Source organism: Butyrivibrio sp. AE2032, from assembly GCF_000702965.1.
The window spans coordinates 1,495,351-1,518,691 of the sequence record NZ_JNLF01000005.1; the positions used below are offsets into that span (position 1 = coordinate 1,495,351).

General features: G+C 48.2%; 18 protein-coding genes. 5 read left to right on the top strand and 13 right to left on the bottom strand.

Translation table 11 applies throughout. The features are described from left to right. The 6 genes from BO18_RS24305 to BO18_RS24330 all read right to left on the bottom strand — a co-directional run bounded on the left by BO18_RS24305 (position 1) and on the right by BO18_RS24330 (position 7,531). Positions 1-3,069 (bottom strand): FtsX-like permease family protein, encoded by a 3,069-nt coding sequence (locus BO18_RS24305; protein WP_034450265.1) that lies wholly within the window; start codon positions 3,067-3,069, stop codon positions 1-3. Between the two features lies 1 nt (position 3,070). Then, a complete protein-coding gene (locus BO18_RS24310) occupies positions 3,071-3,784 on the bottom strand; it encodes an ABC transporter ATP-binding protein (RefSeq protein WP_034450266.1) in 714 nt (237 codons plus the stop codon). 528 nt (positions 3,785-4,312) lie between these two features. Beyond that, positions 4,313-4,516: a FeoB-associated Cys-rich membrane protein gene (locus BO18_RS24315; protein ID WP_034450267.1), complete on the bottom strand. Its 204-nt coding sequence runs from the start codon at positions 4,514-4,516 to the stop codon at positions 4,313-4,315. Between the two features lie 17 nt (positions 4,517-4,533). After that, positions 4,534-6,969, bottom strand: a complete 2,436-nt coding sequence (feoB, locus tag BO18_RS24320; RefSeq protein ID WP_034450268.1) for a ferrous iron transporter B — start codon at positions 6,967-6,969, stop codon at positions 4,534-4,536. Between the two features lie 114 nt (positions 6,970-7,083). Continuing rightward, positions 7,084-7,305 (bottom strand): FeoA family protein, encoded by a 222-nt coding sequence (locus BO18_RS24325; RefSeq protein WP_034450269.1) that lies wholly within the window; start codon positions 7,303-7,305, stop codon positions 7,084-7,086. 13 nt (positions 7,306-7,318) lie between these two features. After that, positions 7,319-7,531, bottom strand: coding sequence for a FeoA family protein (locus BO18_RS24330; protein WP_034450271.1), 213 nt, complete (start codon positions 7,529-7,531; stop codon positions 7,319-7,321). Positions 7,532-7,733: 202 nt separating this feature from the next. Here BO18_RS24330 and BO18_RS24335 point away from each other — a divergent pair, with 202 nt between their 5' ends. Further along, positions 7,734-8,108, top strand: a complete 375-nt coding sequence (locus BO18_RS24335; RefSeq protein ID WP_034450272.1) for a metal-dependent transcriptional regulator — start codon at positions 7,734-7,736, stop codon at positions 8,106-8,108. Between the two features lie 592 nt (positions 8,109-8,700). On the opposite strand, the gene metF is transcribed toward BO18_RS24335, so the two are convergent. Both metF and metE read right to left on the bottom strand, forming a co-directional pair. Continuing rightward, positions 8,701-9,558: a methylenetetrahydrofolate reductase [NAD(P)H] gene (metF, locus tag BO18_RS24340; protein ID WP_034450273.1), complete on the bottom strand. Its 858-nt coding sequence runs from the start codon at positions 9,556-9,558 to the stop codon at positions 8,701-8,703. Between the two features lie 3 nt (positions 9,559-9,561). After that, positions 9,562-11,817: a 5-methyltetrahydropteroyltriglutamate--homocysteine S-methyltransferase gene (gene metE / locus BO18_RS24345; RefSeq protein WP_034450274.1), complete on the bottom strand. Its 2,256-nt coding sequence runs from the start codon at positions 11,815-11,817 to the stop codon at positions 9,562-9,564. 157 nt (positions 11,818-11,974) lie between these two features. Here metE and BO18_RS24350 point away from each other — a divergent pair, with 157 nt between their 5' ends. Next, positions 11,975-12,889 carry a LysR family transcriptional regulator gene (locus BO18_RS24350; protein WP_034450275.1) on the top strand — a complete coding sequence of 305 codons (915 nt, stop codon included), beginning with the start codon at positions 11,975-11,977 and terminating at the stop codon, positions 12,887-12,889. Positions 12,890-12,902: 13 nt separating this feature from the next. Here the strand turns inward: BO18_RS24350 and epsC are convergent, their stop codons facing one another. Next, on the bottom strand, positions 12,903-13,862 hold the full coding sequence (epsC, locus tag BO18_RS24355) for a serine O-acetyltransferase EpsC (protein ID WP_034450276.1): 960 nt from the start codon (positions 13,860-13,862) through the stop codon (positions 12,903-12,905). Positions 13,863-14,415: 553 nt separating this feature from the next. Here epsC and BO18_RS24360 point away from each other — a divergent pair. Together BO18_RS24360 and BO18_RS24365 are read left to right on the top strand one after the other, a co-directional pair. Continuing rightward, positions 14,416-16,836 carry an ABC transporter substrate-binding protein gene (locus BO18_RS24360; RefSeq protein WP_034450277.1) on the top strand — a complete coding sequence of 807 codons (2,421 nt, stop codon included), beginning with the start codon at positions 14,416-14,418 and terminating at the stop codon, positions 16,834-16,836. A 390-nt stretch (positions 16,837-17,226) separates the two neighbouring features. Then, complete coding sequence (locus tag BO18_RS24365; protein WP_034450278.1) at positions 17,227-18,057, top strand: hypothetical protein; 831 nt, start codon at positions 17,227-17,229, stop codon at positions 18,055-18,057. A 175-nt stretch (positions 18,058-18,232) separates the two neighbouring features. Here BO18_RS24365 and BO18_RS24370 read toward each other — a convergent pair whose 3' ends face one another. The 3 genes from BO18_RS24370 to BO18_RS24380 all read right to left on the bottom strand — a co-directional run bounded on the left by BO18_RS24370 (position 18,233) and on the right by BO18_RS24380 (position 20,836). Then, on the bottom strand, positions 18,233-18,655 hold the full coding sequence (locus BO18_RS24370) for a hypothetical protein (RefSeq protein ID WP_185752568.1): 423 nt from the start codon (positions 18,653-18,655) through the stop codon (positions 18,233-18,235). 245 nt (positions 18,656-18,900) lie between these two features. Further along, positions 18,901-19,947 (bottom strand): Fic family protein, encoded by a 1,047-nt coding sequence (locus tag BO18_RS24375; RefSeq protein ID WP_034450280.1) that lies wholly within the window; start codon positions 19,945-19,947, stop codon positions 18,901-18,903. Between the two features lie 169 nt (positions 19,948-20,116). Next, complete coding sequence (locus BO18_RS24380) at positions 20,117-20,836, bottom strand: hypothetical protein (protein ID WP_034450281.1); 720 nt, start codon at positions 20,834-20,836, stop codon at positions 20,117-20,119. 250 nt (positions 20,837-21,086) lie between these two features. Here BO18_RS24380 and BO18_RS24385 point away from each other — a divergent pair, with 250 nt between their 5' ends. Next, on the top strand, positions 21,087-22,268 hold the full coding sequence (locus BO18_RS24385; RefSeq protein WP_034450282.1) for an ATP-binding protein: 1,182 nt from the start codon (positions 21,087-21,089) through the stop codon (positions 22,266-22,268). Positions 22,269-22,565: 297 nt separating this feature from the next. Here the strand turns inward: BO18_RS24385 and BO18_RS35760 are convergent, their stop codons facing one another. Continuing rightward, positions 22,566-23,330 (bottom strand): cyclophilin-like fold protein, encoded by a 765-nt coding sequence (locus tag BO18_RS35760; RefSeq protein ID WP_051689121.1) that lies wholly within the window; start codon positions 23,328-23,330, stop codon positions 22,566-22,568. Positions 23,331-23,341: the final 11 nt, after the last annotated feature.

The following is a 23,341-nucleotide window of genomic DNA, read 5'->3' on the forward strand; positions in this document are numbered from 1 at the left end:
TTACTCCCTGTTCTTTAATACTTCTGCCGGTGTTATCTTTCTGAGCCTGTTCGTGAGAACCAGGTTGATCACGAGGTAGAGTCCTATGACTACCGCAAAGATGATCACATACATCTCAGGCGTATAGGACGGACTGATGCCGACTCCGACATTGCTTACGAGATATCTCGGATAGATATAGTCCATTATCGCTTTGCAGAGCGGGATCACGGCGAGAGCACCGATAACGACCATGTAAAAATTGCCGTCAAGATACATCTTCCGGACTTCGCGCTTTTTGAATCCGAATATCTTCATGAGCGAGATGTTGAAAGACGACCTGTCGATCATCATCTTTATCATGAGGTACATTACGACAACGAAAATGACCGAAGCCGCAACGGACATCGTGATAACCATCGGGGCCATCATGTCGACGTACACACTCGCCGATCTCTCGATCTCAGACTTGGTCACTGTTGAATATAATCTTCCGCTGTCGATATCAAGCGCGTGATCCGCGAAAACGACATTGAAATAATCGTCGTCCTCACCGAACATGTCGCGGCACCTGTCTATGTCCATGAATACCATGAGCGATGCGGAATAATCGAAGATCCTCGCGACTCTGAACGCATACAGCCTGTCGCCGTTTTCGCCCTGAAGCGTAAATACGTCACCGGCTGCCAGGTTGTATTTGTTGGCAACTGCGGAACTCAATACGACATCAGTATCGTTGTCGGGAAGATCACCCGTATCGAAGAACGGATTATCGTTTGTGATGCCCATCAGGGTGACATCAAACGTGTATCCGTATATCTCCTTCTTAAAGCCTTCCGCGACAGCCTCATATCCTCCTTCGGGAACCTCTTCGGTCGGATATTTGTAGCTGTACATGTACTCATATTTGGTCTGGTTCACATAGTAATCGTTCACCTTGTTGCAGTAGACATATGTATTGAGCGCCATGAGCGCGACAAGAAGGCTCATGAACATTCCGAAGATGACGGTAAATCCTGCCCTCATCTCACGGATCATCTGCCTTATCCTGAACATGCTTATGAACTTGAGTCCCCTGATCTTGAGTTCTCTGCCGCGGACCGCTTTCTTCTCGTTCCTGAGGAGTGCGAGCGGCGTTTTCTTGAGCCTCTTGCGGATAACGAGGACATTTACGATAAACGCCGTGACCGGAGGCACAACAAGGCCGTAAATAAGAATCGAAGGCGTTACTTCGATCTCGAGCTTGGGCATCGAGAAATAGTTTAACGAATCCGCCAGCTGCGCGGGGATTCCGGCAGGAGTCAGCACAGCGATGAGAGTTCCGATGACACCCGATACGAATGTCACTATGACCGGCACGGCGACATAGCTCAATGTAAGAGTTCTTCTCTTTACGCCCATGGAATAGAGCGCGCCGATGACGGAGCTCTCCTGATCTATCATGTGTACGATGAATACCGAGATAACGTATGCAAAGAGCATTACGAGAAGTATCCCGAAAATGATGCTCGCGGAGTAATTTATCTGAACGTCATCCGCAGCGGAATCGATCCTGGGGTTTTCCTTGTAGTCCATTAACAGCATGAGATTCGATGTCTTGATGTCGAAAACCTCATCTATGAGATCGTTTGCCTCATCGGAAAATTCCTTGACGCCGTCGGCAAGTGCCCTCGCGCCGTCAGCGAGCTCTGCTGCGCCGTCCTTTATCTCTTTCGAGCCGTCAAAGAGTTCTTCGATACCGTCGGCAAATTCAGTTGCTCCTTCCACGAGTTCAGATGTACCGTCATGCAGAGCAGATGCTCCGCTCCTTAATGCAGAACTGTTCTTGTCGAGTGTCTTTATGCCGTTATAGAGCTGATATGCGCCGTCACGGAGGGAAGCCGCGCCCGTATCGACTCCGGCAACACCGGCGCCAATCTGCGCATATCCGGTCGCAAGTTCATTCGAAGGATCGGCAAGTCCCGCGGCAACGGCTGCGACATACGGATCCTCGCTCAGCAGCATGGAACCTACTGTCTTCGCATATTCGTTGATGCCGGAGTCAAAGAGCTTTGCCCCGTCATTCAGTTCGGACGTACCTTCCGCAAGTGACGATGCACCGTCATAGAGCGAAGACGCGCCGGTCGCAGCAGAGCTCACGCCGTCCGTATATGCCTTTATGCCTTTCTCAAGTTCGGCCGCGCCGTCATCCAGTGCTTCTATACCGTCCGTCAGATCGGGAACCGCGTCGTGAAGGTCCGTCATACCGTCGTGGAAATCACCGATTCCGTCACTCAGTTCTTCGGCTCCGTCGGCAAGTTCATCCGCGCCGTCCTTGAGCTCGTCTATGCCTTCAAGGAGATCATCCTTGCGACCCGTCATTCTTTCCCAGTATTCCTGAAAATATTCGTCATCGACATCGCCGACGTCGAATTCGATATCTTCCAGGATTTTCTTAAGCTCCTCTTTCGTCATCGCCCCATTCAGGAGATATGCATAATAGTATTCTTCCGATGAAAGCGAGCAGCCTGAAGAATAGAGCTCATCGTAGGCTTTCGGCGTTACAAATAGCAGACCGAAATATCTGCTGTCGACAACGGAATCTGTTACCTTCTTTATGACCGTATTGTAGTCAGGCGTCGCACCTATACCGGACACGGTGAATTCCTTTTCGCCGATCTTAACTTTGCCGCCGATGCCGATATTGTTTACTTCGGAATATCTTCTCTCTATCACCGCCTCATCATCAGACTGCGGCAGTGATCCGTCTATGAGAGATATCCTGTTGATGTTTTCCCTTACCTTAAAGACCCTGAGGACCTGATCATCATTCAGTGCATAGTCAGCAAAGAACATCTTCTCCACCGACACGCCTTTTTCGGTTATCCTCTCAAGTTCCTCAGTGCGCAAAGGAACGAAAACGGAGAACTCACCGTCCTCGCGGCAGAGCTCCCTGTTCCTTAATTCCGTATAGTCGATGACCGTTACCGCCGCGCCCATGAGGCTCGTTACGATGAATATCGAGAATATGATCAGCAGCGACAGGGCTATGTATCTCGACCAGCCTGCCTTGAGATCACGGAGCGCTCTCTTAAAAAGTATCCACCCCATATCAGAGATCCTCCAGTTCAGAGGCGGGTGTCTTCTTCTCGTTGTAGTAATCCTTGTAGATCTCGCCGTCCTTCAGATAGATGACGTGATCGACCATGTTTTTGATCGAGTTGTTATGTGTAACGATGAGCATCGTCGTGCCGTACTGTCTGTTTATCTTTTCGAGAAGGACGAGGATGTCTCTGGATGTCTTGGAATCCAGCGCGCCTGTCGGCTCGTCGCACAGCAATACCTTCGGATTCTTGGCAAGCGCCCTTGCGATCGCACAGCGCTGCTGCTGACCGCCCGACAGCTGTAACGGGAACTTATGCTGATGCTCGGTAAGTCCGAGCACGGCGAGGAGTTCGTCGATGTTGAGCGGGTCCTTGCTCAGGAATTCGCATACCTGAATGTTCTCCCTGACAGTGAGATTCGGAACCAGGTTATAAAACTGGAATATGAACCCCAGGTTGTCTCTCCTGTAGTCGGAGAGCCTCTCCCCTTTGAGTCCCTCTATGAGGGTGCCGGCAACGCTCACGCTCCCGGAATCGATGCTGTCGAGACCTCCGATGCAGTTGAGCAGCGTCGACTTGCCCGAACCTGAAGTGCCCTGGATGACGCACATCTCGCCTTTAAAGACCTTGATGCTCACGCCTTTGAGGACCTGGGCATAAGATCCGCCTTCACCATAGGATTTGTGGAGATCCTTTACTACCAAAAATGTTTCTTCTGACATATACGCCTCTTCATATGAATAGTTGTTCATTTGTTCATATTTTAGGTTAGCAGAAGCTAACTGTAAATATATGAATGGTTGTGCATATGTAACAAATTGCTGTGTGCATCGCGCTGCCAAGTGCGTTAAAACGGAGTACACATTTCGAGTCCTGAAAAACGGAGTGCACATTTTCGTACTGATTTTTCTTCATTTCGAGCACGAAAAAGTGCAAATTCTCTTAAAGTGCATATTTTCGTACCATTTTTGACCGGAATCCGCACGATTTCGTGCACTTGGTCTACACGCGGCAGGTCACGCCACACATGTCACTTGCACAACCGGGACACAGTGACCTGTCACTACCAGAGCGCGGCAGGTCAAGCCACTTATGGAACCATCACAGCCAAGTCCCCGCCAGTCACCCACAGCCGCTGCCATTCAGCATAAAAGGAGCCGCACAAACGAATCTTTCATCTTTGTCAGGCTCCTTTTAGCATGGATGGTTTATGGAGGGGGGAGGAAACGCTGAACGCTCCCATAAAAGGTTCAGACAGCGTTTCCTTTCTGTTTCTTTGTTTTCGCTGCGGAGTGGCATTTACCGGCCAGTGCGCAGTTGGCGCAGTTGCAGCCGCAGGAACTCTTCCCTGCTTTCTTGTCACGGATCATGCTGATGACCGCAAGCGCGACCAGTGCAGCTACCCCCGCGAGTATCAGGATGTTTACCCAATTCTCAGAAAGCCACTCCAGCATCTGATAACCCTCTCAGATCAGACCTTGATCGCACCGGTGTACTTCTTGGCAGGTCTGAATACGAGGAAGCAGAGTCCTGCAAGAACCGCAATTGCGAAGATCAGGCCGATAACATTTACGGCACCCGTGAAGAGGAGACCGAACTGGTATACGATGAGTGAGATCGCATAAGCGAAAATGCACTGATAACCGATCGCGAACCATGTCCACTTCGCGGAGTTCATCTCTCTCTTGATGGCACCGATTGCTGCAAAGCAGGGAGCGCAGAGAAGGTTGAAGATAAGGAATGAGAATCCTGCAAGAGCGTCGAGTCCTTCGAAGTCGAGGACACCGAATACGCCTACTACCTCTTCCTTTGCAACGAGTCCCATGATAGTAGCGATTGTAGCCTTGATGTTTGCAAATCCGATGGGAGCGAAGATCCACTTGATTGCGCCGCCGATGATGCCGAGGACGGAAGCCTCAAGCTCCATGTCGGGATCAAAACCGAAGCCTGCTTCTGTATTACCGAATACCTTGCCGAGCCAGATGAGGATCGATGAGATGAGAATGACCGTTCCTGCCTTCTTGATGAAGGACCAGCCGCGCTCCCACATGGATCTCAGGAGGTTGCCGAGTGTAGGCCAGTGGTATGCAGGAAGCTCCATAACGAACGGAGCAGGATCGCCAGCGAACATCTTGGTCTTCTTGAGAAGGATACCTGAGATGATTACTGCGGCTACACCGATGAAGTAGCATGCGGGTGCAACCCAGGCGCCGTCAAATGCAGAGTGTCTGAAAAGAGCTGCAGTGATGAGGGCGATGATGGGGAGCTTTGCTCCGCAGGGGATGAATGTTGTAGTCATGATAGTCATCTTGCGGTCGCGCTGGCTCTCGATGGTACGTGATGCCATGATGCCCGGAACGCCGCAGCCCGAAGATACGAGCATCGGGATGAATGACTTACCGGAAAGACCGAATCTTCTGAAGATACGGTCGAGCACGAAAGCGACTCTTGCCATGTATCCGCACGATTCAAGGAACGCGAGGAGGAAGAAGAGGACGAGCATCTGGGGAACGAATCCCAATACCGCACCGACACCTCCAACGATACCGTCAACAACAAGGCCTGTTACGAATTCATTTGCGCCGGCCATTTCGAGAAGTGAACTTACAAGGTCAGGAATGCTCGGAACAAATACAGCGCCTTCAGCCTCGTCCATTCCGGGTGAAGTGAATTCGCCTTCCTCATCGAGCGCGCCGGATGCTTCAAGAGCTCCCGCGAGGTCGAAACCGTTCTCGTCGAACTCGTCAGCGTAGAATCCGAAGTCTTCTTCGAAAGCACCGAAATCCGCGTCCTCGAAATCGCCCTGCAGGTTCTCGGCACCGGTTACGTCATTATCTGCAGCCTCATCGATAACAGCCTTAACGCTGTCAACAAAGACCGTCTCGCCGGCCCACTCGTCGACCATCTCCTCATAATTGGCTCTGCCGATACCGAAAAGATACCAGCCGTCACCGAAGATCTGGTCGTTGGTAAAGTCTGTTGCGCTTGCACCGAAAGCCGTCATTGCGATCCAATATACGGCCCACATGATAACCGCAAAGATGGGAAGCGCGAGGATTCTGTTCGTAACGATCTTATCGATCTTGTCTGATGTGGACTGCTTTGCCTTGCTCTGCTTCTTATAGCAGCTCTTGATGATGGATGCGATATATACATATCTCTCATTAGTGATGATGGACTCAGCATCGTCTTCGAGTTCCTTTTCGGCTGAAGCGATATCTTTTTCGATGTGATCCATCTTCTCCTTGGAGATGCCGAGCTTTGCGATGATCTTCTCATCTCTTTCGAAGATCTTGATCGCATACCATCTCTGCTTGTCCTCGTTCATGTCGTGCAGGACAGCCTCTTCGATGTGTGCGAGCGCGTGCTCGACGGGGCCGGAGAATGTGTGTGGCGGAACCGTTTTCGTGTTGTTTGCAGCCTTGATCGCTTCCTCGGCTGCCTCCATGATGCCCGTTCCCTTAAGAGCGGAGATAGCAACAGCCTTGCAGCCCATCTGTTCGGAAAGTGCGTCAAGGTTGATCTTATCGCCGTTCTTGTTGACGAGGTCGATCATGTTGACCGCCATGACGACCGGGATGCCCAGTTCGGTGAGCTGTGTCGTCAGGTAAAGATTACGCTCGAGGTTCGTACCGTCAACGATGTTGAGGATGACGTTCGGATTCTCGTCGATGAGATAATTACGCGCAACGACTTCCTCCAATGTATAAGGTGATAAGGAATAGATACCCGGAAGATCGGTGATCGTTACGCCGTCGTGCTTCTTGAGCTTACCTTCCTTCTTCTCGACTGTAACGCCCGGCCAGTTTCCGACGAACTGGTTGGAACCCGTCAGCGCGTTAAAGAGTGTCGTCTTACCGCAGTTAGGGTTACCCGCTAATGCGATCTTGATTTCATTGTTTGCCATTTATTTTTTAATCCTCCATTTACTATCGGTTAAGTTTCCTGTAGGAGTGATATTGCTTATTCGAACGTTTCCGCAGGAGCTTTAGCTCTGAGGACCTAGTGAGAATATGCAATATCACTCGACCACTACCATCTCGGCATCGGCTTTTCGAAGTGAAAGCTCGTATCCTCTGACGGTTACCTCGACCGGATCACCGAGCGGGGCTACCTTGCGGACGAAGATCTCGACGCCTTTTGTGATGCCCATGTCCATGATCCTGCGCTTTACCGCGCCTTCACCGTTGAGCTTTGTGACCTTTACGGTCTCACCCACCTTTACCTCTCTTAATGTCCTCACTTGCCTGTTCCTCCTATATCATTATTTTTCTTGCCAATTCCTCACTGACAGCTACGCGGCTCTCCTTAACCTTCACTATCAGGTTCTCTCCGATCGCGCTTACGACGCACACCTCACCGCCGACGGTAAATCCCATGTCCTCGAGATGTTTTTTGACGTCAGGCGACCCGCCGATCCTCTTTATGATCTGGGGCTCTCCCACTTCCGCATAAACGAGAGGCATCATAACCACACTCCTTGTCTGCAGGTCATCTTTATCTGGCCGTGCACGTAAATATATAGTTAGGCTTCGCTAACCGTTTACAAGTATAGTTAGCAATCGCTAACGCGTCAAGTGTCGCTTATTGTTAATTTGCTGAACTTTCTATTGAAATCCGAGTTTCGTTTTGGTAAGTTATGGCTAACTTTTTGAAAGGAGTCCTCTTCTCATGGCCATATTGGAAACCGGCGAAATGTATGTCGAGGCGATATATCTTTTGTCATTGGAATCCGATAAAGTCCGCGGCAAGGACATCGGCAACCGCATCGGCGTCACCCGCCCGTCCGTAAGCCGCGCCCTTAATTCGCTTAGGGAAAGGGGTCTCGTAAGAAACGACAGCAACGGCTACATAAAGCTGACCGAGGGCGGCCTGATCCTGGCAAAGCACATATATGAGCGCCACCTTCTCCTCACCAGGCATCTGATGTCCCTGGGTGTCGACGAGAAGACCGCGGAAGAAGACGCCGGCCGCATCGAGCGCTTTATCAGCGACACAACTTTCGATGCTCTGCGGGCATACATGATCAAGAACGGAACAGCGTGAGTTGAAGAGCCACGATATCGTTTTTGGGGAAAAACCTTTTTTCAAGCCTTTGGGATATATTTTCAGCATGAGGTATCGAGATTTAGTAAAAGACTTCAAAACGATATCAGCTGACTTTGCCCCGAATTATCCCATGGAGACATTTTTCGGGACTTTGGGATAAATTCTGAGCTCGAAATTATCCCAAGATGAGGATTTCTCGCAGTTTGGGATAAAATACGGACCGGAAATTATCCCAAGTGAAGCATATTTGAACTTTTGGGATAATTTCACCTCTGAAAATTATCCCACGGAGGCAATAATTCACGGTTTGGGATAAAATCGCCATTGCAAGGTATCGCTTTCGGGAAAAACTTCATTTTCGATATCTTACGAAAAGCAAAAGTATCGGAATCAGGGATAATTCCTCTTTTTCGATATCTTACGAAAAGCAAAAGTATCAGAATCAGGGATAATTCCTCTTTTTCGATACCTCATAAAGACAAAAGTCTCGAAATCCGGTAAAACCACCCGATTTCGATACCTGCAACTTTTCAGAGACAGCCAGACCCGAAGTCACACCAGAAAAGCATCCGCCCCGCCAAACTCGCGCTCACACGATATTCTTTATCCCCTCGCAGATCCTTCTAGCCACCAGCGGGTTGTTCATGGTGTAAAGATGTATGCCGCTGATGTCGTTTACGAGCAGGTCGATTATCTGGCTCAGGCAGTAGGACATCCCGGCGTCGAAAAGCGCATCTTTGTTGTCTTCGTAGCGCGATATTATCTTCTGGAATCTTTTCGGGAACGAGGCGTTGCACAGGGAGACCATCCTCTTGATCTGCGCCGCATTGATGACGGGCATTACGCCAGGGATGACCGGCACGTCGATGTCCGCGATCTTACATTCCTCGTGGAAGCGGTAGAAGATCTCGTTGTCGAAAAAGAGCTGCGACAAAAGGACTTCGGCACCCGCGTCGACCTTCTTTTTGAGGCTCTTTATCTCGCTCACAACGCCCGAAGATTCCGGATGACACTCGGGATAGCACGCGCCCAGAAAGCAGAAGTCGTTGTCAGTTTTTAAGTATGAGATGAGATCCGACGAGTGCCTGAAGTCGTTCTTTGCGGGCACGTTCGGGTTCGGGTCGCCCCTTAAGGCGAGGATGTTTTCGATGCCCTCGTCCTTAAGGACACGGGCGAACTCGTCGATCTCGTTTTTGTCGTAATGCAGGCAAGTGAGGTGTACCACAGGTTCGATCTTATACTCGTACTTGATCTTTTTCGCGAGCTCGATCGTGCGGTTGCAGTTGGACGATCCGCCCGCGCCGAAGGTGACGCTTATGAAGTCGGGCTTGAGCTCGGACAATACTTCAAGAGTAGCGTCAATGTTGGACAGCTCGGTGTCCTTTTTGGGCGGGAAGATCTCGAAAGAGAGACTCCTCTTATTCTGGCAGACCTGTGATACTTTCATGACTTAACCTCTTATCTGACGGGCAGCCTCGACAAGATTTACGAGGCTCTTCTTCGTCTCTTCATCTCCCCTGGTCTTAAGTCCGCAGTCGGGATTTACCCAGAGCTTGGATTCTTCGATCTTCTCCCTCATCTTCGTGAGCGCTGCGACGATCTCCTCAACGGAAGGAACGCGCGGGCTGTGGATGTCGTAGACGCCGGGGCCGACTTCGGTCTTGAAGTTGTTCTCCTTCAGCGAATCAAGGATCTGAAGATCGGATCTCGATGCTTCGAAAGTGATGACGTCGGCGTCCATCGCGTCGATCGCGGGGATGATGTCGGTGAACTCGCTGTAGCACATATGCGTGTGGATCTGGGTCTCAGGCTTTACCTTGCTGTGAACGAGCCTGAACGCAGGGATCGCAAAATCGAGATACTCGCCGTACCAGTCGCTCTTTCTGAGCGGGAGTTTCTCACGGAGCGCAGCCTCGTCTATCTGGATGATGCCGATGCCGTTCGCCTCAAGATCCAATACCTCGTCCCTGATTGCCAGAGCAATCTGGAGAATGCTCTCCTTGATGGAGATGTCCTCTCTCGGGAACGACCAGTTGAGGATCGTAACGGGACCCGTGAGCATGCCCTTTACGGGCTTGTCGGTGCAGGACTGCGCGAATTTCGACCACTCAACCGTGATGGGTGCCCTGCGTGATACGTCACCCCAGATGATCGGTGGCTTGACATTACGCGTACCGTAGGACTGCACCCAGGCCTTCTCGGTGAAGACATAGCCGTTCAGGTTTTCGCCGAAATACTCGACCATGTCGTTTCTCTCGAACTCGCCGTGAACGATAACGTCGAGGCCGATCTCCTCCTGCAGCTTTATGCACTCGGCAATCTTTCTCTTATTGAACTCAACATATTCCTCTTTTGTGATGTTGCCCTTCTTGAAGTCCTGCCTGTTCTTTCTGACATCCTGCGTCTGCGGGAACGAACCGATCGTCGTCGTCGGGAAGAGCGGGAGATTCAGCTTTGCCTTCTGGATCTTTTCGCGCTCTTCGAAAACGGGAAGCCTTACATAGTCAGCATCCGTGATGGCGGCAACCCTTGCCTGGACATCCTTGTCCTCGCAGTCAACTCTGCCTTCGAAAAGAGCCTGGTTCTTTTTGTATGCTTCGGCATTCTCAAAGTCTGTGCCGTAAAGCGCCGCGATCTCGCCGAGCTCCGTGAGCTTTTCTTCTGCGAATGCGAAATGCTTCTTGTACTCCTCCGCGAGCTTTGTCTCGCTCTCAAGCGAATAAGGAACGTGCAGGAGCGAGCAGGAAGTGCTTACAACGATGTTTGCGGCCTTGATGCCGTTCAGCGTCTCGAGAGACTTTTTGTAGTTGTTTCTCCAGATGTTCTTGCCGTTTACGACGCCGGCAAAGAGGATCTTGTCAGCGGGGAACCCGTTCTTCTCAACGAGTTCCGCGGTCTTTCTGCCTTCGATGAAGTCCAGGCCGACTGCGTCAAAATCAAGTACCGTTACTTCGCCGTAGATGTCTCTGATGTCGCCGAAATATGTTTGCAGAAGAACTTTGACGCCTTTCTTTTCCGCGAGGATCGAAGTGTATATCTCCTTGAAAAGCGCGATGTCCTCAGCCGACAGATCCCTTACGAGGTAGGGTTCGTCGAACTCGATGAACGATGCGCCGTTTTCCGCGAGGAGCGATACGAGCTTTATGTATTCTCCGGTAAGGACGGATGAGACGTCGGATATCTTTTTCGAGCCCGTGAACTTCGCAAGCTTGAGGAACGTGAAAGGTCCAGTGACAGCAACCTTCGTGTCGACGCCGAGTGCCTTTGCCTCAAGATATTCGTCAACGGGCTTGGTGCCTGTGAGCGCGATATTCGTATCGTCGTCGATCTCGGGGACGAGATAGTGGTAGTTTGTGTTGAACCACTTCTTCAGAGCGAGTGCCTTGACGTTGCCCTTCTCTCCCTGATAGCCTCTTGCCATAGCGAAATATGTGCCGATGTCAGAGAGGCCCAGATCCTTATATCTCTGTGGAACGATACCGAAAAGGAAAGCCGTGTCGAGCACGTTGTCGTAGAACGAGAAGTCATTCGAAGAGATGTACGTGATGCCGGCTTCCTTCTGCTTAAGAAGACCGCCCTTCCTTATCTCTTTCGCGACGGCCAGAAGTTCGTCCCCGCCGATCTCGCCTCTGAAATATTTCTCGGACGCGAACTTGAGTTCCCTGTCCTTGCCTATTCTGGGATAACCTATAACTGATGTATTCATTTTTGCTGCCTCCTCATGTTGCGGATGTTTTTCTTGAATGGGAGTATATTCCCATCAATGCAATGGGTAAAATATATAAAACGGACGCTTTGCAATAGTTTTTATCTATACCAAGTGGTAAAATCAAGAAAATGACTATCGAAAGGAATCTGCTCCCATGACCATCAAACAGCTCCAATATGTCGTCACAGTCGCAGAGGAAGGCAACATCACCGCCGCCGCAAAGAAGTTCTTTGTCGCCCAGCCGAGCCTCACCACCGCCATCAGGGAACTCGAGAACGAATACAACATCACGATCTTCATGAGGTCCAACAAAGGCATAAAGCTGACCTCCGAAGGCGAGGAGTTCCTGGGATACGCCAGACAGGTCCTGGAGCAGACGAACCTCATCGAGGAACGCTACAGGGGCAAGGAGTCCGGCAAGCTCAAGTTCTTCGTCTCGGCACAGCACTATTCCTTCGCTGTCGAGGCTTTCGTGGAGCTCCTCAAGAATAGCGGCGCCGACAAATACGAATTCCACATGAGGGAGACACAGACCTTCAACATAATCGACGACGTGGCGCACTTAAGGAGCGAGATCGGCATCCTCTACCTCAACAGGTTCAATGAAGAGGTAATAATGAAGACTTTAAGGGACAACAACCTGACGTTCACTCCGCTCTTTAAGGCCGAGCCGCACGTCTTCATAGGAAAGAACTCCCCTCTGGCAAAGAAGAAATACCTTACTTTGGAAGACCTGAAGCCCTACCCCAGGCTCTCCTACGAACAGGGCAGCCACAACTCTTTCTATTTCGCGGAAGAGATCCTGAGCACCGTCGACTGCGACAAGGAACTGGTCGTCCTCGACCGCGCGACGCTCTTCAACATGCTCATTGGACTTAACGGTTACACGATCTGCAGCGGCGTGATAAACGAAGAGCTGAACGGCCCGAACATAATCGCCAAGAAGCTCAAGGTCGACGACTACATGGAGATCGGCTACATACTTCCGGGATCGATCCATCCCTCGCATCTGACTTCGGAATATATCGAGATATTATCGGCGCTGACGGCAGGGAAAAAGAAAGCGTGACAGCCGTATCCAGTCAGATTATGTAAAACCACTCGTCGCCCTGCTTTATCTCTTCCTTGACATGCTTATTGCCTGCAGAGTAATACTCCATCTCAGGGTTTTTGATGCTGACTCTGGTATCAGAGGGAACGGAACTCGTGATGAAGGTGTTGCCTCCGATAACGGAATTCTTTCCTATGACAGTCTCGCCGCCGAGGATTGACGCTCCGGCATAGATGACGACGTTGTCTTCGATCGTCGGATGACGCTTTTTGCCGGCGAGCTTCTGGCCGCCCCTTGTCGAAAGAGCGCCGATCGTGACGCCCTGATAGATCTTTACGTTGTCGCCGATCACGGATGTCTCACCGACAACGATTCCGGTGCCGTGGTCGATAAAGAAGAATTTTCCGATTGTCGCGCCCGGATGGATGTCGATACCGGTCTTCGAGTGTGCAACCTCAGTCATGAGCCTCGGGATGACCGGAACATTCAAAAGATAAAGTTCATGAGCAAGTCTGTAGGTCGTGATCGCGATGAGTCCGGGGTATGCGAGGATTATCTCATCAAAACTGCCTGCGGCGGGATCTCCGTCAAATGTCGCCAAAAGGTCCGTCTCGGCATATTCCCTGATCACGGGAATCTTTTCGATGAACGCGCTGCAGATGCGGTAGCTCTCCTTTTCCCTCTCCGCTTCACTCATGGAACCTCTGAGCTTGCAGAAATCAAGCGCCAGGAAAACCTGCTTGTTCAGGTGATAGAAGATGTCCTCTATCATGACCGCGATCTCGTTCTTGGGGTTGTATGTCTTGTATGTGCGGTCCTTGAAATAGCCGGGATAAACCACGAAGAACAGGTTGTTGATGATGTCGATGACCTCATTGCGGTCAGGCTTGTTGTAGATATCGGTGGTATCGATGTTCTTGCCTCCGTCGTAATCAGATATGACCTTGCTGACCAGGCTGGCGATTTCTTTTTCTCTCGAATTCTGTTCCATATCCGGATGCTCTCTTTCCAAATTAACGTGTGTATAAAATCAAGCCCGGAAACCGATTACAGATCCCGGGCAACTTCTTTTCGATGGGGGTAGAGTAACATCTATATCCTACCGTGTCAATGCGTTATGCGCTTCTGTAAGGTGCACGGCCGGTTCGCTGTCCGGGTGTCCGCGGATATTTAAAAATCCGGACCGCGGGCGGGTCGGCATAAGTCGTGAACCGTTAAGTGTACAAAATCGTGCGGGTTTCGGCCAAAAACCGTACTCAAAAGAGCAAAAAGGTTAAAAGTGCATTTTTCAGTACCGAAATCCGGTTAAAAACAGCACGAAAATCATCACTGTTTCGGAATTTGCATTATTTCGTGCGCAAAATAGGGGCGAAAATCCGCACGAAAATGTACACGGCCACTTTTACACGCACATCGGAAACCCGCACTGGAACATGTCTCCCGCAGATTAATCTGAATAATTTGACATTTAATTGATGCTGATTTGATGAAACCGCCTCTTACAATTAAAGTATAGATTTTTCGGGGAAATGGGAGATAGACGTATGAATAGTAAGATAATCAAAGCCGTAACGGCTCTGCTCGCTTTTTCAATGGTGCTGCCGTTGGCTTCCTGCGGGAAGAAAAAAGGCGGCGCGTCCGGAAAGAAAACCATCTCGGACGACACGCCCTGGTTTGATACCGCGCTCTACGACGTGGATCAGGGGCTGAATCAGGAACGCGAAATAGAATATGTTTATTCGGACTATGTCGGTTCTGATGAGAACAACATAATCGTTCTGACCAGCGGCAACTACAAGATACCGGATAAGATCGACTGGGAAACCTATAACTACTCCGACTATGTAATATCCGTCCTGACCATTGTGGACAGAGCCACCAAAAAGACTGTCAGGACAATAGACCTCAGCACCAAACTCAAGGACAGTGACTATGCCGAGAACGCCCGCTACTCGGACGGAAAGATCACGGTCATATATACTTCCATCGAAGATAAGACCTGGGAAAACCTCGTAAAAGAGATGGATATCGATATTGCCACCGGAGAAATCACGGATACGCGCGACCTCGGAAAAACGGGCATTTACCGGAAGACTTTCAGATTAGGGGATTATACGGCGGATTCGGAAATGGTCTGGAGTTCGAACCTGTCTTATGCCATCCTCAATGTTACCTCACCCGACGGCAGCAAAAAGAAGATCGAGATCAAGGAAGAGCGCAACAGCATCTATGAGATCTCGGCCGTCCTTCCTTTGAGCAATACCACCGCACTGGTTATCACATATGCGGATAACGGAAGTGCTTATTTCATAGCCGATCTTCAGTCCGGGACCATAACAAAGACAGACGCAAAGGATTACGACTGGATCGACCTGGGCATGCTCTATTCGACTTTCAACGGGTCGGACGGCAATGTCTACTATGCGACACCCGCGGGCATCTCAAAGATCAACCTCAAGGAAAAGACCGACACCGAGATGTTCAATTACAGCTGGTGCGGAATAAACAGGAACATCCTGACCAACCTTCAGATAGCCGAGATATCGGAAGATGCCTTCCTGCTCTGCGGTACGCAGTACAATGACAATCCGTTCTCGGAGTTTCCGGAGAGGAACGGCACTTTTTATATGGTCGAATTCAACAGGGCCGAAAAGAATCCCCATGCCGGCAAGACGATCCTCGAGATGTATTCCTCGTACGGATATATGGACGACAAGATCGCCGATGCCGTCATCGAATTCAATGAGACCAACAAAGACTACTTTATCGAGGTTACCGACCGCTACAGGAACATCGCCAACTACAGTTACAGCGACTTAAACAGCGATGACGAACTGGATGCGCAGCAGCTCAATTACAACGCCGAGATGAGCAGCAAGCTCGCCATGGATATACTGAACGGCGAGGGGCCTGACATGCTGATGGATGTAAACGCTTACGGCCAGCTGAAAAATCCGGAATATCTTGCCGACCTGACACCATACATCGGAAAGCTCGATCCCTCGAAATATTTCACCAACATACTCGATGCTGCGAAAACAGACGGCAAGCTCTACAACTTCCCGGTATGTTATACCGTCGAGGGCATCCAGACCGATGCCCAATACGCAGGGAGCTCAGGGGTCGGATTTACGACTGATGAGTATGTAAAGTTCCTCAAGGACACACTGAACGGGACGGATGTCATCCCTTCCGGTCAGACGATGTATTTCGCCAAACTGTTCAATTCCATGAGCGACAGGTACATCGTAAACGGCAAGGCCGATTTCTCCGATCCGTCACTGAAGGCGCTCGCCGAATTCGTCAAGGATAACGTGCGCGGAAAGAGCACTGACTGGGATGAGCAGGATAACGAGGGCAGATACAGCACTTACGCCATCAACGGCTATAACCTCAGTGATACTGGACTGGCAGCTTACACATGGTGCGGCTCCTATTACTCGTATTTCAGAAATCTCGAAAACCTGAACGGCTCCACAGCGATACTTGGCCTCCCTTCCGCAGACGGACACGGACCTGCGGCAGGCCAGTACACCTCCATCGCGGTCTCGGCCCAGGCAGTCAGCATCGACGCGTGCGGTGAATTCATAAAGATGCTGATGTCGGACAAGGTTCAGGAGGAGATCGCCATGCACGGTAACTTCGTCCTCAACAAAGACGCATTCCGTAAGGCCGGGCTTGCCGCAGTCGACTACTACAACGAACAGGGCGGTGTCGACGTTGACAGATACGACGAGTACGGCAATAAGATCCCTCCGAGGAACAAGCTCAACTTCAGCGAAAGCCAGGTCAATGCTCTCGCGGACATAATCTCATCCTGCGAGTTCATGGACAGCGGAGATGCCGCGATAAACATCGTTCTCGTAGAGGAGATGCAGCCTTATTTCGCAGGGCAGAAAGATCTTGACCAGGTACTGTCCGTAGCTCAGGACAGAGTGCAGAAAGTCCTGGACGAACGCGGCTGAGCTTAATTTAATACTTTGGGGAGTCCGCGAGGCTGAAAAATGGACTATTGCGGCAGAGGTATCGGGATATGGGAAAAGTGCTCTGTTTCGATACCTTGGGAAAAGCAAAAGCATGGTCAGGACGCAATATGCTGAATTTATCCCGTTTATTCATTTTTTGAGACTTTGGGATAAAAAACGGGCATGAAATTATCCTGCGAAAAGGTTTTTGGACGGTTTAGGATAAAAATCGGTCATGAATTTATCCCAAGTGAAGTGTTTTTGAAAATTTGGGATAATTTGCCGTTTAAAATTTATCCCAAATCGCGAAAAATAAGGCCTTCGGGATAATTTGCCTTTCGTGGCGGGATGTTAGTTCCGGGTTGTAAGACTTCGGGGATTCACTTCAAAATGTTATCCGCATTTGCAGACAGCAGCGGCCTGTTTTTCGCCATCTGTGCAGTTTGCGACAGGAATTATTCCATTCACGACACTTCTCCGTTTGACGGCTTCACACCTGATACTATTACGGTGTCGAAAGCAAAATCAAACGAAACAGTGAGGAAAACAGTTATGGAATATGTAAAAGGTTGTGACATTTTTGTTCTTTCAAAGTACAACATCAAGAAGATCGCAGACGGCAGGATCGCAATCGCAGACGGATTAAAGAATGATCTTTCTTATGAAGTCCTGAGCGAAATGTTCGAAGAAGCAAGAGTATTCTTTACCGACGGCAGAGGCAAGACGGTCAGGGATATGCCCACGGCAGAGATCTTCGTAATGACAAAAAAGATCGATAAGAAAAAATACATCATCGGCGTGTCCTGCATAAAGAGGATCGCCGGCGAGCCTTCCGGAAAGACAGGCGCTGCTTCATGGTTCGAGTCCTCAACGGATAAGGCTGTCGAAGTTAAGAGGTTCTTCGCTGAAGGCTTCGAAAAGGAAATGGCGATGTTTGATCAGTCCATGATCGATCACTTCAAGAGCTCGGTAGGATCAGGACAGATCTGCGAAGCCGAATATCAGGACAAGATCGTCTCAAAGCTCAAGAGCAAGAGCATCTTCGGCATCGTAATGACCGATACGGTCTTCTTCATCGCAATGGTGATCATCTGGGGCCTGGTCTTCAAGAATTTCGCTCTCGGCATCTGCTTTGCACTCTGCTTCACAAGCTGCTTCACGGTCGTAACGGGCAAGACAAAGTCCGTATCAAAGGTCGAGGATAAGGCAGAACTCAATTAATCGGAAAGCAATGCGCTTTTGACATAAATGCCGGCATCCCGGTGGCGATTTCACTGTTTTCAGCCACCGCCCTGCCGGCGATTTTATTATGGAGTCACGACTCCATAAGGGAAAACAACAATAAGTTGTTGTCTTATCCTGCGCACTTGATAATTATCTTCAGAAAAACCGTTTCTCACCCTTCACCGAAGAAATGGAAACCGTGTGCACCTCTGACACAGTCTGCCAGATATACCGGACCGCCCGCCCTGAGCGCTGTATCAACATCTCTGGATTTGTATTTGCCCATATAAAGATTGTTTGCAACGTCGATCAGTATATCCATACTGAAACCGGCTAATGCCATTTGCTCCAATAAGTATGCTTTGTCATAGAAAGGATCTGTTCCCAATTCATAATCTTTATCAGATAACTCGATCCAGATTTCCTGACCTAAATCATCCTTGATATAATGTCCGCCTCCGCTGACACCATCCAGATCACCCAGATTCAGCTGCTGTACATCCGCATCGCCAAGACCGATAATTCTGCTGATCTCTGAGGCAGATTTTGCACTTTTCAGTTTTTCGATCATTTGAGGGGTTATCTTTTTATCCATGGTGAATCCTTTCTGCCGCAGTGCATCTGTCTGCTGACTGATAGATCTGTACCCGGTGAGGGCTTGAAAATACATTTCCTGGGTTTCTCAGTGAAAAACCGTTTTTTCGTTGCTTTATTTATTATATTCTGCAAAAGTAGGAATCTTAATCCCTCATACAACTTTTGATACATAAGCGAATACTATCGTTAGAAAACTGTATCCGGTATAAACATGACTGACGATCTCAGGCATTGTGCTTTTGTTTATCTCACCCTGTAGTAGAAGGTGCTTTTACCATTGCCTTCGCGCTTTATCTCTCCGGATTCGACTAGTTTTCGAAGAGCGCCCTCAATGGAACTGATGCTTAGAGAAGGGCAAATCTCACGGATGTCCTGCTTCGTAAATTTCCCTATCTTATTCTGCGCAGCAAGCCTTACGATCTCTAGAGCAGGTCTCTTAACTTCTACAAGCGCAAAGCGATCCTCAAAATCTCTGTACGCAGATATTATCGTGCCTAGCAGATACTTGATAAAAGGAACCGGATCATCATTTCCTTCGTGCCAGCCCGACTGAGAAGCATAGAGAGCATCATAATAAAGATCTTTGTGATCGGCTATCTTTGCTTCCAGCGAAATGTATTTTCCTACATAAAAACCGCTTCTATAAAGCAGCAGTGTCGTAAGGAGTCTGCTCATTCGGCCATTTCCATCGTTGAAAGGATGAATACAAAGGAAGTCATGAATGAAAACCGGAATTGCGATAAGCGGTTCCACCTCCATGTTTCCGATGACTCTGTTGTATTCCTCACACAAACGATCCAATGCTTTAGGTGTCTCATAAGGGGCAAGCGGAGTGAATAAGATCTCCGTATGACCATCAGGATATGCTGCGCTGATATAATTCTGCACCATCTTCGTTTTACCGGCAGCAGGATTACTCATATGACTGTAGAGGATCTTGTGCAGCTGAAGTATATAATTCTGTGTCAAAGGAATCGCATCAAAGCTCTCATGAATGAGGCTGAGAACATCCCTATATCCGGCAATCTCCTGCTCGTCACGGTTCTTTGGCGTTGTTTTCTGTTCAACAAGCTGCTTAATACGGGTATTCGTAGTTACGATCCCCTCAATGGCATTAGATGCTTCAGTACTCTGTATCTTTGCGATCTCGACTAATTTTTCCAATTCTTCGGGACGCTGCTTAAGATACATCTCCTGTTTACCGGCTTCTTTGTATATCGCCGCAATGTATCCGAGTATCTCTGAATCCCATTTCATATCCTTCATCAGCGAGTAGTTAAAATCTCTCATTTTCCCTTACCTCCATAAACTTTCCCTTAAATTCTATCAGTTTTTAAGGGGAAAACAAGTAAATTGAGAAAATACGCTTATTTTTAGGCTAATTTTAAGGGAAACGCTGTTTCGGTAAGGGTATATAACTCCAGAAGGCGCTGATCATCTGAAGAAGCAATCGCTTAGTTTATACATACGGAAAATCAGGTTCGATCCTGTAATCGACAAACCCGGCATCCAGTATCTCTTTCATGCCATAAGTTTCAAGCGCGTTGCCCTCAAATATAACCTGAGGAGCTTTCACGATAAGTTCCTTAGTTTTCACCAGATTCTGGTGGGATACCTGGTTAACGGCGCGGACTACCTCGACTGATGTTTCATTTCCTTCCAGCAAGATGATCGAATACCTGGTCTTATCCATACAAATGGGATCTGTATATGTCGTTACCGCTCCCCAACCGCAGTTAGGACAAGTAATACTGTATGTGCCTGCTCTGTCTTCCGGCAATTTTTTTATCATAAGTGTTCCGCACTTCTCGCACACCCAATCACACGGCTTCTGCTTAAGCAGCCTGTCATCATGGATCGCGAGCAGTTTGTTGACAAAACTGTCAATCTGTTCCGTTTGTGCTTCAAGATAATCAGGTGAATGCTCAAGCTTAAGGATCGAAATGGTGCTCAGATTTCTCCACCATTCGGGCACTTTACAGCTCGCGTGAGAATAGCTGTGACAATTGCTGCACCATACCCATGAACCGCCCCGGTGATCCCCATCATAACGCTGCATATAGAGATGACCGGACTTGGAACCGCAGACAGGACAAACGGCTGGAAGAGGACAATAACTGTCATGTTCCTCCAGGATCTTGTACAGTTTCATTATTTCATTGTTTTCATCGTGCCACATATGGTTTACCCCTTATTTCATCCTACGACAATATTTTATCAGATGAACAAAAATGCGGATTTACGCAAAATATCCTGCAGACAGATAAAGCGATCAAATCTATAGTCGACTATTGATTTGATCGCAAAACGCGTATTTAAAGATTTGGCCTGCTGAGGGATTATTTTAAAGTTCTACTTTAAGATTTTGTTGACTCCGAAAAAATCTTAAAGTAGAATTATCTTGAACCAATAGCATCGGAGGTGTCCAAATGGTAATAAGGGAGCACTATCTAAAGCAGATCCGTCCATTTTACGATAGTGATCTGATCAAGATCATTACCGGAATAAGAAGGTGCGGAAAGTCTGTCATCCTGGAACAGGTTCAGGACGAGATTAAAGCGGCGGGTAAGCCTTGTCTTTTTCTTGATTTTGATCTTAAGCCGACAAGAAACCTGATTCCTGATGCTGATGTACTTATCGACTATATCGATAAGTGTATAAAAAAAGAAAAGCTATATGTGTTCCTTGATGAGATACAGAATGTTAAAGAATGGAATGAAGCTTGTCGTACTTTGCGATTAATGAATTGCTCGGTCTTTATATCGGGCAGCAATTCCAAGCTTTTGTCCAAAGAATTCACGAAAGAATTATCAGGACGATATATATCATTTCGGGTAAGACCTTTCGTTTATAAGGAAATCCTGGAATATGCAGAGCAGAACAATAAAGAATACAGCATATCCGATTATCTTGTCTGGGGCGGCTTCCCTGCAGCACTGGCGCAGGATGATATTGCGGCGAAAAAACGCTATCTCACCGATCTGAACGATACGATCGTATATAACGACCTTGAAAACCGTTATAAGATACGCAAGAAGGAAGAGTTTGAAAGGATAGTAGATTATATCTTAATATCCAACGCCCGTATATTCAGTGCTAAGTCTATAGCAGATTACATGAAAGGTAAAAACATATCCGTTTCTGTTCCGACCGTTATTAAGTATCTTGGATATCTTAAAGAAGCATATGTTATTGCGGATGTTGCTCTTTACTCTCCAAAAGCCAAGTCCAAGCTGAATTACTATTACAAGTTATATGATGAAGATGTATCAATGAACAGCATCAGGGTATCCGGAACAAGATATGATCTTACGCACAATCTTGAGAATATTGTCCTTAATGAACTGCTGTTTATGGGTTACGAGGTCACGGTATATGACAATAAAGGCAGAGAAATAGATTTCAGGGCTGAAAAAGACGGCAAGACCTATTTGATCCAGGTTGCATATTCTGTTGCTGAAGACAAGGCGTATGAACGAGAATTCTCAGCTTTTTCGAACATTGATAACTCAGTAAAGAAGATCATCATAACAAATGACGATATAGATTATTCAACCAGCACGGTATATCACTATAAACTCAAAGACTTCTTGATGATGGATGAGTTATAAAAGAATGGGGCTATTCCCAGTATCAGACACACAGAGCACTTATTTCCACGCGTTTTGAGGGGATTTAGGTTCATAACTGTACCTTATTTGTACCTTTGAAATTTTCAAAAAATGTGTTGACCACACATATAAGTTTCTACTATGCCAATCCCGATACGATAAATACCGCAAGATATGGATCCTGCGGTATTTTATATTTTATAAACAGAACATTAGATAGTTGTTCGTATCGACGGTCATCGGGCACTAAAACCAAGTATCAACTAACGAGTTTGGTATATTAAAGATATATACGATCTAATCAAGACTTAGCGTAATAGTTACATCACCATTGCCTAAGAGATCTATTAATTCCTTTTCAGTAAGGTTGATCTTACCGAGTCTTGTATAGCTCCAGGAATTGGATCCATAGAACATCACTATCTGATCACCGGAATAAAGAACAATATCGCCCGGCTTTGTTGTTGTCTGTTTATCGTCTCTTGTGATAGCCTGCCCTATGGAACCCACCTGCTCAAAGCCGCCGTACATCGACATCTTTATGGTCAGATCTGATGCAGCGAGTTTCTTCAGGTCTTCCACGGAAGCATTATCTTCCCAGGTAACCTGAACTTCCCTTTCTCCGATCTTTAATGTCATTGATCTTTCTGCCTCCGTGACGGTAGTCGTCTCTTCTGTCTGAACAGTCGTTTCAGACGTTTCAGAAGTTGCAGTTGCGGTAGTATTTTCTGTAGTCGTTTCAGACGTTTCAGAAGTTGCAGTTGCGGTAGTTTTTTCTGTAGTCGTTTCAGACGTTTTAGAAGTTGCAGTTGCGGTAGTATTTTCTGTAGTCGTTTCAGACGTTTCAGAAGTTGCAGTTGCGGTAGTATTTTCTGTAGTCATTTCAGACGTTTCAGAAGTTGCAGTTGCGGTAGTATTTTCTGTAGTCATTTCAGACATTACCTCAGCCGAAGCCGTAATCTGCGTTTCAGAAGTTGGTGTAGATTCAGGAGCCGCAGAACAACCTGCCAGACTTACCAGGATCGTGCCTGCGATCAAAGCGGCTGCAATGTTCATTCTCATATAAGTTTACC